The organism is Aeromonas media, assembly GCF_000819985.1.
GTDB classification, from domain to species: Bacteria; Pseudomonadota; Gammaproteobacteria; order Enterobacterales; family Aeromonadaceae; genus Aeromonas; species Aeromonas media.
This window is the reverse complement of sequence record NZ_CDBZ01000138.1, coordinates 1,236-15,960: the sequence shown is the minus strand read 5'-3', so window position 1 is coordinate 15,960 and position 14,725 is coordinate 1,236. Positions and strand designations below refer to the sequence as shown.

14 protein-coding genes are annotated in these 14,725 nt (G+C 63.9%); 11 read left to right on the top strand and 3 right to left on the bottom strand.

Annotated features, from left to right (window positions below; genetic code table 11):
• Positions 1-21: 21 nt before the first annotated feature.
• From BN1127_RS12290 to uhpC, 7 genes are all read left to right on the top strand, one after another.
• Positions 22-1,389, top strand: a complete 1,368-nt coding sequence (locus BN1127_RS12290; protein ID WP_042649649.1) for an alkaline phosphatase — start codon at positions 22-24, stop codon at positions 1,387-1,389.
• A 50-nt stretch (positions 1,390-1,439) separates the two neighbouring features.
• Positions 1,440-2,123, top strand: a complete 684-nt coding sequence (locus BN1127_RS12285; RefSeq protein ID WP_042649648.1) for a hypothetical protein — start codon at positions 1,440-1,442, stop codon at positions 2,121-2,123.
• Between the two features lie 83 nt (positions 2,124-2,206).
• A complete protein-coding gene (locus tag BN1127_RS12280) occupies positions 2,207-2,941 on the top strand; it encodes a substrate-binding periplasmic protein (protein WP_231557479.1) in 735 nt (244 codons plus the stop codon).
• A gap of 226 nt (positions 2,942-3,167) precedes the next feature.
• Positions 3,168-3,563 (top strand): nucleoside diphosphate kinase regulator, encoded by a 396-nt coding sequence (gene rnk, locus BN1127_RS12275; RefSeq protein WP_041206035.1) that lies wholly within the window; start codon positions 3,168-3,170, stop codon positions 3,561-3,563.
• A gap of 216 nt (positions 3,564-3,779) precedes the next feature.
• Positions 3,780-4,370, top strand: a complete 591-nt coding sequence (gene uhpA, locus BN1127_RS12270; protein WP_005329071.1) for a response regulator transcription factor UhpA — start codon at positions 3,780-3,782, stop codon at positions 4,368-4,370.
• On the top strand, positions 4,367-5,887 hold the full coding sequence (gene uhpB / locus BN1127_RS12265) for a signal transduction histidine-protein kinase/phosphatase UhpB (RefSeq protein WP_005329069.1): 1,521 nt from the start codon (positions 4,367-4,369) through the stop codon (positions 5,885-5,887). Before uhpA ends, uhpB begins: the two co-directional genes overlap by 4 nt.
• A 21-nt stretch (positions 5,888-5,908) precedes the next feature.
• On the top strand, positions 5,909-7,243 hold the full coding sequence (uhpC, locus tag BN1127_RS12260) for an MFS transporter (protein WP_041206036.1): 1,335 nt from the start codon (positions 5,909-5,911) through the stop codon (positions 7,241-7,243).
• Between the two features lie 10 nt (positions 7,244-7,253).
• On the opposite strand, the gene BN1127_RS12255 is transcribed toward uhpC, so the two are convergent.
• Positions 7,254-8,381 carry a GGDEF domain-containing protein gene (locus BN1127_RS12255; protein WP_042649646.1) on the bottom strand — a complete coding sequence of 376 codons (1,128 nt, stop codon included), beginning with the start codon at positions 8,379-8,381 and terminating at the stop codon, positions 7,254-7,256.
• A gap of 479 nt (positions 8,382-8,860) precedes the next feature.
• Between BN1127_RS12255 and BN1127_RS12250 the strand changes: the two genes are divergently transcribed.
• The 4 genes from BN1127_RS12250 to BN1127_RS12235 all read left to right on the top strand — a co-directional run bounded on the left by BN1127_RS12250 (position 8,861) and on the right by BN1127_RS12235 (position 12,579).
• Positions 8,861-9,649: a transporter substrate-binding domain-containing protein gene (locus BN1127_RS12250; RefSeq protein ID WP_042649645.1), complete on the top strand. Its 789-nt coding sequence runs from the start codon at positions 8,861-8,863 to the stop codon at positions 9,647-9,649.
• Positions 9,650-9,746: 97 nt separating this feature from the next.
• On the top strand, positions 9,747-10,706 hold the full coding sequence (locus BN1127_RS12245; RefSeq protein ID WP_005330345.1) for an amino acid ABC transporter permease: 960 nt from the start codon (positions 9,747-9,749) through the stop codon (positions 10,704-10,706).
• An 89-nt stretch (positions 10,707-10,795) separates the two neighbouring features.
• Positions 10,796-11,539, top strand: coding sequence for an amino acid ABC transporter ATP-binding protein (locus BN1127_RS12240; RefSeq protein ID WP_041206038.1), 744 nt, complete (start codon positions 10,796-10,798; stop codon positions 11,537-11,539).
• Positions 11,540-11,739: 200 nt separating this feature from the next.
• Positions 11,740-12,579, top strand: a complete 840-nt coding sequence (locus BN1127_RS12235) for a sterol desaturase family protein (protein WP_042649662.1) — start codon at positions 11,740-11,742, stop codon at positions 12,577-12,579.
• Positions 12,580-12,641: 62 nt separating this feature from the next.
• Here BN1127_RS12235 and BN1127_RS12230 read toward each other — a convergent pair whose 3' ends face one another.
• Positions 12,642-14,042, bottom strand: a complete 1,401-nt coding sequence (locus BN1127_RS12230) for a basic amino acid/polyamine antiporter (RefSeq protein ID WP_005328837.1) — start codon at positions 14,040-14,042, stop codon at positions 12,642-12,644.
• Between the two features lie 9 nt (positions 14,043-14,051).
• Positions 14,052-14,725 (bottom strand): homocysteine S-methyltransferase family protein (locus BN1127_RS12225; protein WP_042649644.1); only part of this gene is annotated, 674 nt, incomplete at its 5' end.

Here is a 14,725-nt window from a genome sequence, read left to right as displayed (position 1 = left end):
ATCATTCCCGTGAGAAAAACCATGAACAAAACCCTGGTGTGCACCGCCCTGTTCGCCGCCCTCGGCGGCCTGTCCCAGGCCCAGGCCAGCGACGCCAAGAACGTCATCCTCTTTATCGGCGACGGCATGGGCCCCAGCGTGCTCACCGCCACCCGCCTGTTCAAGGTGGGAGAAGAAGGCAACCTCGAGATCATGTCGCTGCCACGCAGCGCCCGCATCAAGACCTTCTCCCACGACGCCCAGACCACGGATTCGGCCCCCTCCATGGCGGCCTACACCACCGGCGTCAAGATGAACAACGAGGTGATCGCCATGAGCAGCGACACCAAGGCCGTGGCACCGTCCAAGGATGCCAACGGCAACAAGGGCATCAACAACTGCACCGGCGACAACGGCACCCCGGTGCCGACCATACTCGAGCTCGCCAAGGCGGCGGGCAAGTCGGTGGGGGCCGTCACCACCACCGAGCTGACCCATGCCACCCCGGCGGCTACTTACGCACATATCTGCCACCGGGATGCCGCCTACGCCATCGCCGAGCAGGCGGTGCCAGGCGGCGCCGGCTTCAACGCCGCGCTCGGGGACGGGGTGGACGTGCTGATGGGGGGCGGTGCCAATCACTGGACCCCCTACAGCGCCAGCAACAAGGGGGGCCGCGCCGATGGCCGTGATCTGACCGCCGAGCTCGGTGCCCAGGGCTATCAGTACGTCACCACCCAGAGCGATCTCGCCAAGATAGAGAGCGGCAAGGTGCTGGGTCTGTTCAGCGCCAAGTCCCACCTCGACTACGAACTGGACCGCGTCGCCAAGGGGGCGGCCAATACCCAGCCGTCCCTCTCCGAGATGACCGCCAAGGCGATCGATCTGCTCAGCCAGAACAGCCAGGGTTACTTCCTGATGGTGGAGGGAGGTCGCATCGACCACGCCCTGCACGCCACCAACGCCAAGCGTTCCCTCACCGATGCGGTGGCACTGGACGAGGCGGTCAAGACGGCGCTCGGCAAGGTGGATCTGGCAGATACCCTGATCGTGGTCACCGCCGACCACGATCACACCATGACCATCAACGGCTACGCCGCCAAGGGCAACCCTGTGCTGGATCTGGTGAAAAATGGCGATGGCTCCACCCAGCACGACGTGGATGGCAAACCCTTCACCACCCTGGTGTTCGGCAACGGTCCGAACCGCGCGGACGTGCGCCCCACCCTCACCAGCGACCAGGTGATGGCGGACGACTACCTGCAGGAGACCGGGGTCAAGCTCGGCTCCGAGACCCACGGCGGCGGCGATGTGATGCTGTTCGCGGATGGCGCTGGCAGCGGCCGCTTCAAGGGCACCCTGGACAACACCCTGGTGTTCGGCAAGCTCAAGGAGGCGCTCGGTCTGTAAGGCACAGGGCCCGGTGTCACGCCGGGCCCTCTCCTGACGAGCGATCAAGCATGATGCGATTGTTACTTTCGATATGGCTCCTTGGCTGTACCCTCTCCTTTCCCCTGCTGGCCGATGAGGCACCCGATCTGGCCGCCCGCATCCGCTATCAGGACAGGATCACCGGCAGCGATGGCATAGCCCGGGAGAGCGTCTGGCAGGAGAAGTGGCTGCGAGTGGGCAACCAGGTGTGGAGCCAGCGGCTCATCCCTCTGCCCCTTGCCCGAGCCTATCACGCCACTCACGACGCCACGCCCGGCCACAAGCACTTTACCCACCAGATGGCGGCGCGCTGGGTCACCCTGGATGACGGGGGCGACCTGCAACTGCGCTACGCCGACGCCTGGCACAACCAGCTGGTGGAGGTGCCGCCGGAAGAGTATGGCCAGGTGGCCTTCAAACCGGATTGGGAGCGGATCCGCTACCTCGTCAACCCGGCCCTGCTGCAAGAGATGACCCGGCTCGATGAGCAGGCACCCGAGCAGGCCCGCTGGTACGAAAAGCGCGAGGGCAAGCAGCGCACCCGCATCCTCTGGTCGAGCCGCTGGCAGTTGCCGCTGGTGGTGGAGTCGGCGAGCCTCGACGGCTACCGCAGCTACCGGATGGAGGTGACCCTCAAACCCCTGCCAAGGCAGTTGCCCTGGCAACAGCTCGACGGCTACCAGACCCTGGATCTGCGCGACTTCTTCGACTGACCCACCCTCTTCCCACAATGGGTTGGCTGACTTGGGGTAACGGGATGTTACACTCTGTGTACTCATCCCTGACCCGGTCTCCTATGCGCCTTCCCGTACTGTTTCTGCTGTTCTGTGCCACCCTCTTCCCGGGCCCCCGTGCCCACGCCGTGGTGGTCATCGCAGCCGAGATCCCCCCTTATGTCATCCGCTCCCAGCAGGGTGCCCCGAGCGGCATGGCCATCGAAGTGCTGGAGGAGGCGGCCCGCCGCCTTCAGGAGCCGCTGGAGATCGAGCTGATGCCGCTGGCCCGCGCCCTCAGCCAGACCCGCCACCGACCGGATGTGCTACTGCTGCCGCCGGCCAGAAATGCCCAGCGCGAGCCCCTGTTCCTCTGGATTGCCCCCCTGCTGGAGGAGGCCTTCGTGCTGGTCAGCCACCGCCAGCACCACCCGGCCCCCCTCTCCGTCAAGGAAGTGGCCGGCCTGACCCTGGGGGCCTTGCGCGGCTCTCATGGTCAGAGCCTGATCCAGCCTCTGGAGGGAGTGACCCGGGAGCTGGTCACCGAGGAGGTCAGCAACGCCAGCAAGTTGGCGAGGGGTCGCATCCAGGGCTGGGCGGTGGCCTGGAATACCGCCCGCTACAACCAGCAGCGGGCTGGCTTGCCCCTGGCGGATCTGGTGCGCGGTGACACCCTGCAACAGAGCGCCCTCTATCTGGCCGCCAGCCCGCTGTTTCCTGCAGCCGAGGCGCTGCGCTGGCGCAAGGCGATTGAGGGAATGCGCGAGGATGGCAGCCTGGCACGCATCCTCAAGCAGTACGATTATCAGGCGCCCTGACACCGGCCGGGCATTTGCCAAAGCCATTCAGAATGGTTATGGTATCCCCATGAAAGCGCTCATGATTTTTTCCAGCCTGCTCACACCCCGTTGAGCCCCCGCCCTCGCCCCTGACCGCGAGTCGCTCGGGGGCATCGCGTTTTCGATCTATTCTCACAATCCGACCCCTTTTTCGACCAGCTTGCCCGTCATCCTGGTCCTGTCAGCCATTGATAAGGAATACCCAATGCAACAGCCTCATCTCGTCATCTCCAGCCTGGATCTGGATCGCATCGAGCAACTGCTCGGCAACCACCCGCAACACCTGGCCCTGCAGGAGGAGCTGGACCGCGCCGAGATCCGCGACCCGGCCGACATGCCGCCGGACGTGGTGACCATGAACAGCACGGTGCGCTTCAAGATGCAGAACAGCGGCAACGACTTCTGCCTGACCCTGGTCTACCCGAAGGACGTGCAGGGGGACGAGTCGAAGATCTCCGTGCTGGCACCGGTCGGCAGCGCCCTGCTGGGATTGAAGGTGGGTGACAGCATCGCCTGGCCGGGCCCGGCCGGGCGCACCATACAGGTGGAGATCCTGGAAGTGGTCTATCAGCCGGAGCGCGCGGGCGAGCTGCACCGCTGACCGGGCCGGGGACGCTCTGCCCGCCACCGAGACGAGCAGAGCGTGCCCTTCCTTTTATTGCAGCCCGTGTATTGCCGCCCGCGCCCCATGCCCAGACAGGGCGTGCATCGCCGCCTCATCCTGTTCAGACGTTCTCCTCCCCCTTGAGCCAAGTGGCGAGCGGGAGTATCTTGTTGGCCGCGCCAGCGCCCTGGCCGCAGATTTCAGGCTGACATCATGATAAAGATTGCCCTCATCGACGATCACCAGATCGTCCGCTCCGGCTTTGCCCAGTTGCTCAATCTCGAACCCGATCTGCGGGTGGTCGCCGAATTTGGCTCCGCCGCCGACGCCCTAGCCGGGTTGCCCGGCAGCGGGGCTCGGGTCTGCGTCTGTGATATCTCGATGCCCGACCAATCGGGGCTGGAGCTCCTCAAGCAGCTCCCCTCCGGCCTCGCGGTAGTGATGCTCTCGGTCCACGACAGCCCGGCTCTCATCGAGCAGGCGCTGCAGACCGGTGCCAAGGGATTTCTCTCCAAGCGTTGCAGTCCGGATGAGCTGATCGCTGCCGTGCGTACCGCCGCCCAGGGGGGCTGCTACCTGACTCCGGATATCGCCCAGAAGCTGGCCAACAGCAGCCGGGATCCCCTCACCAATCGGGAGCGGGAGATTGCCCAGTTGCTGGCCCAGGGGCTGGAGGTGAAGAGCATCGCCGAGCAGCTCGGTCTCTCCCCCAAGACGGTGCATGTGCACCGCGCCAACCTGATGGACAAGCTCAAGGTCAGCAACAACGTCGAGCTGGCCCACCGCATGCTGGATAGCTGGTGATCTCCCGTCTGGCCAGCTATGTCGCCATCGCGCTGGCGGCCAGCTTCATCTTTGCCGCCGGCTGGTTTTGCCTCTGGAGCATCAGCCTGCATCTGGCGGGTGGCCCGGCGCTGGCGGTGCTGCTGTTCCCCTTTGGCCTGCGCCTCGGGCTGCTGCTGCAAAGTCCCGGCCACTACTGGCCGCCGCTATTGCTGTGCGAAGGGCTGTTGCTCTACTGGCTCAATCAGGAGGTGGGGCTGCCCCACTGGCCGTGGCTGATCGCCGGCAGCCTGCTCACCCTGTTGCCGCTGTTCATTGCCCGTCGCCAGCAGGTACGCAACGACTGGCAACAGTTGTTGCTGCTGCTCGCCACCGTCACGGCGGCGGCGCTGTTGCAAGCCCTGCTCTGGCATCTGGCGGGGGAGGATGGCCTCTCGGCCCTGCTGCTCAGCCTGACCGGCGGTCTCACCCTCACCTCCACCTGCATGCTGATCTGGCACTACCTGACCCGCGCCACCTGGGTGCCGCTGGGGCCTGCACTGGTGGATCAACCGGTGGACTGGCGTTTTCGCCATCTGGTCTGGTACCTGCTGCTGTTCGTATTGAGCCTCTGGCTGCAACTGGGGTTGCCCAACTCGCTGGTGCGCTTCACGCCGTTTTGTCTCGCCATCCCCATCATCGCCATGGCGTGGCGCTACGGCTGGCAGGGGGCGCTGCTCGCCACCCTGATGAACACCATCGCCCTGTTGGCGAGCCAGGCCTGGCATGATCATCCCCTCGACCTGCTGCTCTCCCTGCTGGCCCAGAGCCTCACCGGCCTGCTGCTCGGCGCCGGGATCCAGCGCCAGCGTGAGCTCAATCAGGCGCTGACCCGCCAGCTCGCCCACAATCGCCAGCTCACCGAGCGGCTGCTGGAAACCGAGGAGAGCATCCGCAAGGAGGTGGCGCGCGAGCTGCACGACGATATCGGCCAGACCATCACCGCCATTCGTACCCAGGCCGGGATCGTGCGCCGGCTCGCCCCCGATAACGCCGGGGTAGGCCAGAGCAGCGCCCTGATCGACACCCTGTCGCTCGGGATCTACGACGCGGTGCGCGGCCTGCTCGGGCGGCTACGCCCGCGCCAGCTCGACGACATGACCCTGGAGCAGGCGGTACGCAGCCTACTGCGGGAGCTGGAGCTGGAGCGCCGCGGCATCGTTACCCGGCTGGAGTGGCAGCTGGCGGATGGGGATCTCTCCGATGCCCAGCGGGTCACCCTGTTTCGGGTCTGTCAGGAGGGGCTCAACAACGTGGTCAAACATGCCAACGCCCACTCGGTCACCATCCGTGCCCGGGCCAGCGGCGAGCAGCTGCAACTGGTGCTGGAAGATGATGGCCGCGGCCTGCCACAGAGTCGCCCGCAACAGGGCTATGGCCTGCTCGGCATTCGCGAGCGGGTGCAGGCGCTCGGGGGCAGCCTGCAACTCTCCTGCATCCACGGCACCCAGCTGACGGTCAACCTGCCCAGTCGCAGACGGGAGGAGAGTCATGACTGATCACCACCAGAGGGCCAGCCTGTGCTGAGTTTTATGAGAAGCGCGCCACCTCAGCCACTCATTCGTGATCAGGCCGAGATCGACGCCACCTATCGCCACTGGCGGCTGCACCTGCTGCTGACCATGTATCTGGGCTACGCAGTCTTCTACTTCACCCGCAAGAGCTTCAACTTCGCCATGCCGGACATGCTGGCGAGCGGCATGCTGGACAAATCCGACATCGGCATGCTCTGGACCCTGTTCTACATCACCTACGGCTGTTCCAAGTTCTTCTCCGGCATCATCAGTGATCGCGCCAACCCACGCTACTTCATGGGGATAGGCCTGATGGCGACCGGCGTCATCAATATCCTGTTCGGCCTCTCGTCGGCACTCTGGATGTTTGCCGCCCTCTGGGTCGCCAACGCCTTCTTTCAGGGCTGGGGTTGGCCCCCCTGCTCCAAGCTGCTCACCAGCTGGTATTCGCGCACCGAGCGCGGGGTCTGGTGGTCGGCCTGGAACACCGCCCACAACGTCGGCGGGGCACTCATCCCCCTCATCGTCAGCACCATTGCCCTGCAGCATGGCTGGCGCTACGGCATGATAGTGCCAGGGGTTATCGCCATCGTCGCGGGGTTGTTCCTCTGCTGGCGGCTGCGGGATACCCCGAGTGCCATGGGGCTACCCACAGTGGGAGTGTGGCGCAATGATGCCATGGAGCTGGCCCAGCAGACTCAGGATGCGGGGCTCTCCCACCGCCAGATCCTGCGCAAATATGTGCTGGGCAACCCCTATATCTGGCTGCTGGCCTGCTGTTACGTGCTGGTTTATGTGGTGCGCACCGCCATCAATGACTGGGGCAATCTCTATATGACCGAGCAGCGCGGCTTCAATCTGATGAGCGCCAACTCGGCCATCTCCATGTTCGAGGTGGGGGGCTTTATCGGGGCCCTGGTGGCGGGCTGGGGATCGGACAAGCTGTTCAACGGCAACCGCGGGCCCATGAACCTTATCTTTGCGGTGGGGATCCTGCTGGCGGTGGGATCGCTGTGGCTGATGCCCTTCTTCAGCTACGTGATGCAGGCGGCCTGCTTCTTCACCATCGGCTTCTTCGTGTTTGGCCCCCAGATGCTGATCGGCATGGCGGCGGCGGAGTGCTCTCACAAAAACGCGGCTGGGGCGGCCACCGGCTTTGTCGGACTGTTTGCCTACATGGGGGCGGCGCTGTCGGGCTACCCGCTCGCCAAGGTGATGGAGATCTGGCACTGGAACGGCTTCTTCGTGGTCATCTCGGTGGCGGCCGGGGTCTCGGCTCTGCTGCTGCTGCCCTTCTTAAAAGCCCAGGCACCGCGCCCCCTCGTTACCGAGCCGGGCTGATCACAACAGCTCAGGCCGGCAGGCAGACCCGGTTCTTGCCGCTGCGCTTGGCCCGATAGAGGGCACGATCCGCCTGACCGAACAGGGTATCGAGATGCCAGCCCCGGGCATAGGGCACCAACCCCAGGCTGGCGGTGACCTGGATGCCGTCCAGGGGCAGCGTCGCTATCCCCTGACGGATCTGCTCGCAACGGGTCTGCTGGGCCAGGGCATCCCCCTCGGGCAGCAGCAGCACGAACTCCTCGCCGCCGAAGCGACTGGCCACCAGATCCTCCTGACCGGCCAGATAGGCGCCCACTGCCGCCAGTACCCTGTCCCCCACCTCGTGACCGTGACGATCGTTGATCTGCTTGAAGTCATCGAGATCCAGCACCACCAGCGCCCCCTGTTTGGGTGCAGTCACACAGCGCTCCATAAAGCCACGCCGATTGAGCAGGCCCGTCAGATGATCCTGGCTGGCCTGCCGACGCAGGGCCAGTGCCCGGTACTGGGTACAGAGCAGCAACACCCCGAAGGTGGAAAGGTAGTTGCCCATCAGCATGGAGAGGAAGGGCAGTACATTGACCACGTGCTTGTCCATCAGCACCCGCGCCTCGCCGCTGAGCAGGGAGCCCATGCGCACCAGGTTGAAGCCATAGAGCAGAATGTTGACCACGGTAAACACCAGCACCGCCGGCAGGTAGGCCGGATAGCCATGACGCCAGATGAGCACCACCACCACGGCCCCCAGCACCATGTAGCTCAGGCAGGCCAGCAACACCCTGGGGGCCATATGGTCGTTGAACAGCACGCTCCAGCAGAGGATCAGCAGGTAGATCACCATGAAGAGTGCGAAGGCCCGCCAGTTCGGCGACTCGCCGAAGAAGCGTTGCAGCGCCAGTGGCATCAGGGCGATACAGAGGGTGATGAGCAGGTTGGCCAGCCAGATCCCCGCCATGTGCGGCGCGAACGCCTGCAGGAAGAACAGCGACTGGGCCGCCAGGGCACAGAGGCTGGACCACCACCAGAGTCCGAGGCCCGGGATCTCCCTGTGGGTCGACCAGATGATGGAGAGGGTGATGAATCCCAGACTGTAGCCCCCGAGGGCCATGAACATCAGCGTAAATATGTCCAGATTGAGCAGAATTGAGGCGTCCATTCCCGAACCTTCCAATGGGGATGGCTGAGTATATGGGAAGCCCATGACAAGACACAGAGGGAGCCTTCTGGCGCAATAAAATATTTCCGGGTCTCCGCTTGGCCGCCCCGTCACCCAGCCTGATGTCATGCACTTAAGGTTCGTTCGGCCCCAGATTCCCCGCTTGTCATACAGCAAAATGCCTGCCAACTATTTTTGCACTTGAACCCGCGCCATTAGATAGATATGTTGTTTTCATGTGGTTTTATGAGCCGTGCCACGAGGAAAAAACGTCACTAACCTATTGAGTCGTCTGACACAATCGGATTTTGGTACATTTTTCACTCAACCCACGAAGAATAGAATCCCATATGGGGCTTTTGCCTCAATCAAGACAATAATCCTGTCTTGCCTGTTGCCGGATGCAGCAGTCTCTTGTGCCACGGAGTCGCACGGGAGCAGGTTCAAGGCCGAACACACTTACGACAGAGACGTCACTTATGATCAAAAAACTCATTCTCTCTACCCTGCTGCTGTGCGGGCTCGCAAATGCGGCTCCCAGCTCTACCCTGGATGCCGTACTGGAGCGCGGTGTGCTGCGGGTCGGCTTCGACGCCGGCTATCAACCCTTCGAAATGACCAACAAGCAGGGCCAGTACATCGGCTTCGACGTTGATCTCGCCAAGATGGTCGCCAAAGAGATGGGCGTGAAGGTGGAGTTCGTCAACACCGCCTGGGACGGCATCATCCCGGCCCTGCTGACCGACAAGTTCGACGTCATCATGGGCGGCATGACGGTCACCCCCCAGCGCAACCTGCGCGTCAACTTCGCCGATCCCTACATCGTCGTGGGCCAGACCATAGTGCTGCGCAAGGACAAGGCGGGCGAGATCAAATCCTTCCAGGACCTCAACGATCCCAAGTACAAGATCGCGGTCAAGCTCGGCACCACCGGCGAGCAGGCGGTCAAGCGCATGATCCCCAAGGCCACCCTGCTGCAGTTTGAAACCCAGGACGACGCCAAGCTGGAAGTGATCAATGGCAAGGTCGACGCCTTCGTCTACGACCTGCCCTACAACGCCATCTTTGCCTCCCAGAACACCGGCGCCGTGGTGCACCTGGACAAGCCGTTCACCTTCGAGCCGCTGGCCTGGGCGATCCGCAAGGGGGATCAGGACACCCTCAACTGGTTCAACAACTACCTGCGCCAGATCAAGGGCGATGGCAGCTACGACCGTCTCTACAAGAAGTGGTTCGAATCCAACGCCTGGCTGAACCAGCTCAAATAACCTCTCAAGGGGCGGTTCGCCGCCCCTTCACGCAGACTCCCACACAATAACGACAAGAGAGGTTGTGACAGTGATCAACCCCAAAATCACAAGACAGATGGAAAAACAGCCCAACCTGCTGCTCTGGCACGGGGTCTTCCTGCTGATGGTGCTGGCCGCCATCTTTGGCATCTACAAGGCCGTGCAGGCAGTGGATTACACCTGGCGCTGGGAACGCATTCCCCAGTACATCGCCTACCAGGCCGAGCAGAAACAGTACGCAGAATTTGACGGCACAGTGGTGACCGGCACCACAGCCGCAGAGAAGGGGCAACTCTTCCTGCAAGACGATCTCGACCCCAACCGTCGCCAGGCCATCGCCAGCACGGGCGCCCAGGTTGCCGAAGGGGATACCGTCTTCCTCGGTGACACCCTGGATGTGCAACTGAGCTGGACCGCCGGTCCCATCGCCTGGGGTGTCTGGGTCACGGTCAAGCTCTCCCTGGTGGCGGGCGTCTTCGCCATCCTGCTGGGCACCCTGGCGGGCCTCGCAAGACTCTCCCCCAATCCCGCCCTGCGCAACCTGGCGGTCACCTATGTGGAGCTCATTCGCGGCACCCCGCTGCTGGTGCAGATCTTCATCGTCTATTTCTTTATCGGCACTGTACTCAATCTGGATCGCTTCACCGCCGGGGTGGCGGCGCTCGCTGTCTTCACCGGCGCCTATGTGGCCGAAATCGTGCGGGCTGGCATCAGCTCCATCCACAAGGGGCAGATGGAGGCGGGCAGAAGCCTCGGCATGACTGCGGCCCAGACCATGCGCTACGTGATCCTGCCCCAGGCATTCAAGCGGGTGCTGCCGCCGCTCGCGGGCCAGTTCATCAACCTCATCAAGGACTCCTCCCTGGTCTCGGTCATCTCCATCACGGATCTCACCAAGGCGGGACGGGAGGTGGTCAGCTCCACCTTCAGCCCGTTCGAGGTGTGGTTCACCGTGGCCCTGCTCTACCTGGTGCTGACTGGCACTCTCTCCTTCCTGGTACGCCGTCTGGAGGTGAAATATGCGCGCAGCAACTGATCCCATTATCAAGGCTCAACCTGTGTCGAGAAGTGCTGCCATCACCGGCACGCCCCGCGCCTTCCTGGTACGCCGTCTCGAGGTGAAATATGCGAAAAGCAACTGATCCGATTATCAAAGCGAGCGGTGTAGAGAAGTTCTACGGCACCGAGGTGCACGCCCTCAAGAACGTCAGCACCCAGGTGGCGGAAGGAGAAGTGGTGGTGATAGTGGGCCCGAGCGGATCTGGAAAATCCACCTTCCTGCGCACCCTCAACCAGCTCGAGACCATCAACGACGGCCATATCGAGGTCGATGGCATCAGCCTGACCGAGCCCGGGGATGTCAACAAGCTGCGGGAAGAGGTGGGCATGGTGTTCCAGTCCTTCAACCTCTTCCCCCACTTGAACGTGCTGGACAACATCAGCCTCGCCCCCCAGAAGGTGCGGGGGCTGTCGCGCAAGGAGGCCGAGGACAGAGCCAAGGCCCTGCTGCTGAAAGTCGGGCTGTCCAACAAGGCCCAGAGCTACCCGTCCCAGCTCTCCGGCGGCCAGCAGCAGCGGGTGGCCATCGCCCGGGCGCTCGCCATGCAGCCGCGCATCATGCTGTTTGACGAGCCCACCAGCGCCCTGGATCCCGAGATGGTGGGCGAGGTACTGGACGTCATGAAGGGCCTGGCCAAAGAGGGCATGACCATGGTGGTGGTGACCCACGAGATGGGCTTCGCCCGGGAAGTGGCGGACAGGGTGCTGTTCATGGAGAGCGGCGAGCTGCTGGTGGACGAGAAGCCCACCGACTTCTTCGACAATCCTCCCTCGCCGCGTCTGCGCCAGTTCCTGAGCCAGGTGCTCTGACGCTGACAACCGTAGAAAGCAGAAGAGGGAGCCCTGGGCTCCCTCTTCACTATTCTCACCTCGCCATCTCCCCCCCTGATCCTTAACGAAGCAAGACGTCGTCATCTGGCTGCCCGTCGCGCGGACGGTGACAGGATGTTAATTAAATTTTAAATTCATTCGGTATGCTGGAACCCAACTGGTCCAACCGGATGCCTCACATGGATGTGCAACTGCTGCTGCTCTACCTCTCCCCCGTCTTTCTGGCCTTCGTCGGCTGGGAGATGCTCTATCTGCGCAAACATGGCGCGGCCTTCCCCTCCGCCACCTACCAATGGCGGGACCTGTTCGCCAACGCCGCCCTGGCGCTGATGCATCAGGGGGGCGATGCCCTGACGGCCATCGCCATCGCCTACCTCTACGACGGACTCTGGGGCTGGCGGCTATTCGACATAGAGCTCAACGCCTGGAGCGTGCTGCTGCTCTTCCTGTTGCAGGATCTCTGCTACTGGCTGTTCCACTTTGCCAGCCACCACGTGCGCTGGCTCTGGGCCTCCCACGTGGTGCACCACAGCTCGGAGCGGCTCAACCTCTCCACCGCCTTTCGCCAGAGCCTGATGTACCCCGTCTCCGGCATGTGGCTGTTCTGGATCCCCATGATCCTCATCGGCTTCCCGCCCGAGGCGGTGGTCGCCACTGTGCTGCTCAGCCTGGGCTTCCAGTTCTTCGTCCACACCCAGGTGGTGGACAAGCTCGGTTGGCTCGAGTGGGTCTTCAACACCCCCTCCCACCACAGGGTGCACCACGCCAGCAACGCCAAGTACATAGACCGCAACTTCGCCGGGGTGCTGATCATCTGGGATCGGCTGTTTGGTACCTTCGTGGAAGAGGACCCCACCGAGCCCTGTCGCTTCGGTATCACCAAGCCCGTCCACAGCTTCAACCCCCTTACCCTCACCTTCCACGAGTGGCGCGACATGCTGCGCGACGCCCGCGGCCTGCCCTGGTCAGAGAAGCTCAAGGTGCTGTTTGGCAAACCGGCGGGCCCGGGGAACACCTGAGCCACACGCCACAAAAAAGAGAGCGCCCTTGGGCGCTCTCTTGCATTTGATCGTCAGGTCCCTCAGACGTGTGCAAAGGACCAGATGGCGGGCACCAGGCTCACCAGGGTTATCCCGGCCAGCAGCCGCTCGCGCAGGCTGAGCCGCTGCTCCGCCCCGAGCTGACGGCGACTGTAGAGAAACAGCAGCAGACCCGGCCCGTAGAGCAGCAAGGAGAGCAGCAGATACTCCACCCCGGCGGCATAGAGCAGCCAGAGACCGTAACCGCTCGACACCAGCCCCACCGCCCGCACCAGGCCATTGCCTTCTCCACTCAAGGAGAGCTTGAGCAGGAACAGGCCGATCAGCAGGTAGGGCACCAGTATCATGGAGGTGGAGATGAGCAGCAGGTTGGTATACCCCTTGCCGAGCAGCCACACCAGCAGCAGACAGCCCTGCACCGTCAGGCTGGTGAGCCAGAGCGACGCTATGGGGGTGCCGTTGCGGTTCTGGCGCCGGAAGATGGCCGGGAAGGCGCCGTGACGGGCCGCGCTGAAGGGCACCTCGGCCGAGAACAGGGTCCAGCTCACGTAGGAAGCGAGCACGGAGACGATGAGACCGACACTGATCAGCACCTTGCCCCAGGAGCCCGTCATCTGGGCCATCAGCCCCGCCATGGAGGGGTTGGGCAGGGCCGCGAGCTCGGGGCGACTCAATATCCCGAGCGCCAGCACAGAGATGAGCACATAGAGCAGCAGCGCCAGCACCACACCCAGCACGGTGGCCGTGCCCACGTCCCGCTTGTTTCTCGCCCGGGCCGAGAGCACCGCCGCCCCCTCGATGCCGGTGAAGACCCAGAGGGTGATCAGCATGGTGTTGCGCACCTGCTCGGAGACCGGCACCGCCAGGGTGCTGCCCTGCTGATCCGCCGCGAAGGTGACCGGATCGAACCAGTAGCAGGCGAACAGGATGAACAGCAGCAGTGGCAGGCTCTTGGCCAGGGTCGCCACCAGGTTGAACAGGGCCGCCTGCTGCACGCCGCGGGCCACCAGCAGGTGCACCGCCCAGAGGATGCAGGACTCGCCGATGAAGGCGGCCAGGGTGTTGCCCTCGCCAAACCAGACATTGTCAGAGGTATCGACGAAACTGCCCAGCGCCGCGAAGGCGATCACCAGATAGCCCACCACGCCTATGGTGGCGCAGAGCCAATAGCCCCAGGCGGAGAAGAAGCCCACCAGATCGCCAAAGCCGGCGCGGGCATAGCTGTAGATGCCGCCATCGAGACCCGGTCTTAGTCGCGACAGATAGAGGAAGCTCGCGGCCAGGGCCAGAATACCCACCCCGGTCACGCCCCAGCCGATCAGCACGGCGCGCGCGCCGGCCACCTCGGCCATGTTCTGGGGCAGGCTGAAGATCCCCGCCCCCACCATGGAGCTGAACACCAGGGCGGTGAGAGACCAGAGGCCTATCTTGCTCTCTTTCATGGGCTCTCCTTAGCGCAGCCGGCTGGCCAGTGCCTGGATGTGTTCCGGGCCTATGCCGCAGCAGCCGCCGATGAGGGAAGCCCCGGCACCGCGCCAGCGCTCGGCCCAGCCAAGGTAATCCAGCGGCCCCAGATCGCCGCGGATCTCGTCCAGGCCGTCGTTGGCGGTGGCTTCCTTGGGCTGGGGCGGGAAGGCGTTGGCATAGGCGCCGAGGCGAACGTCGGTGCGCTCCTGGGCCTGCAACACGGCGCCGGCTACCTTGAGCGCCCCTTCGATCACCTCGGGCTGGCAGCAGTTGAACAGGATGGCGTCCACCCCGGCCGACGCCAACGCGGTCACGGCATCGGCCACCCGCTCCCCGGAGCGCAGTGTGGGTTCGCTCCCCGGCGCCTCGTCCTCCAGGGTGAAGGAGACCCAGAACGGCTTGCCGTCCTCGGGCAGCAGCGCCTTGAGGGCCAGCGGCTCGGCAATGAGGCTCATGGTCTCCGCCAGCCATAGATCCACGTGGGGGGAGAGCGCCCGAATAAGCGGGGTCGCCAGCTCGCTCACCCTGCCTGCGTCGAACAGGTCGGCGCGGTAGGAGCCAAAGAGCGGTGGCAGGGAGCCTGCCACCTGCACGGCCCCCTGCTCGTCGGCCACCTCCCGCGCCAGCTGTCCGGCCAGCGCCGCCAGTCTCTCCCCCT

Coding starts and splice junctions, on each gene's coding strand:
- BN1127_RS12285 (WP_042649648.1), top strand. CDS start 1,440: ATGATGCGATTGTTACTTTCGATATGGCTCCTTGGCTGTACCCTCTCC.
- BN1127_RS12250 (WP_042649645.1), top strand. CDS start 8,861: ATGATCAAAAAACTCATTCTCTCTACCCTGCTGCTGTGCGGGCTCGCA.
- BN1127_RS12280 (WP_231557479.1), top strand. CDS start 2,207: ATGCGCCTTCCCGTACTGTTTCTGCTGTTCTGTGCCACCCTCTTCCCG.
- BN1127_RS12235 (WP_042649662.1), top strand. CDS start 11,740: ATGGATGTGCAACTGCTGCTGCTCTACCTCTCCCCCGTCTTTCTGGCC.
- BN1127_RS12245 (WP_005330345.1), top strand. CDS start 9,747: ATGGAAAAACAGCCCAACCTGCTGCTCTGGCACGGGGTCTTCCTGCTG.
- uhpA (WP_005329071.1), top strand. CDS start 3,780: ATGATAAAGATTGCCCTCATCGACGATCACCAGATCGTCCGCTCCGGC.
- BN1127_RS12255 (WP_042649646.1), bottom strand. CDS start 8,381: ATGGACGCCTCAATTCTGCTCAATCTGGACATATTTACGCTGATGTTC.
- BN1127_RS12240 (WP_041206038.1), top strand. CDS start 10,796: ATGCGAAAAGCAACTGATCCGATTATCAAAGCGAGCGGTGTAGAGAAG.
- BN1127_RS12230 (WP_005328837.1), bottom strand. CDS start 14,042: ATGAAAGAGAGCAAGATAGGCCTCTGGTCTCTCACCGCCCTGGTGTTC.
- rnk (WP_041206035.1), top strand. CDS start 3,168: ATGCAACAGCCTCATCTCGTCATCTCCAGCCTGGATCTGGATCGCATC.
- BN1127_RS12290 (WP_042649649.1), top strand. CDS start 22: ATGAACAAAACCCTGGTGTGCACCGCCCTGTTCGCCGCCCTCGGCGGC.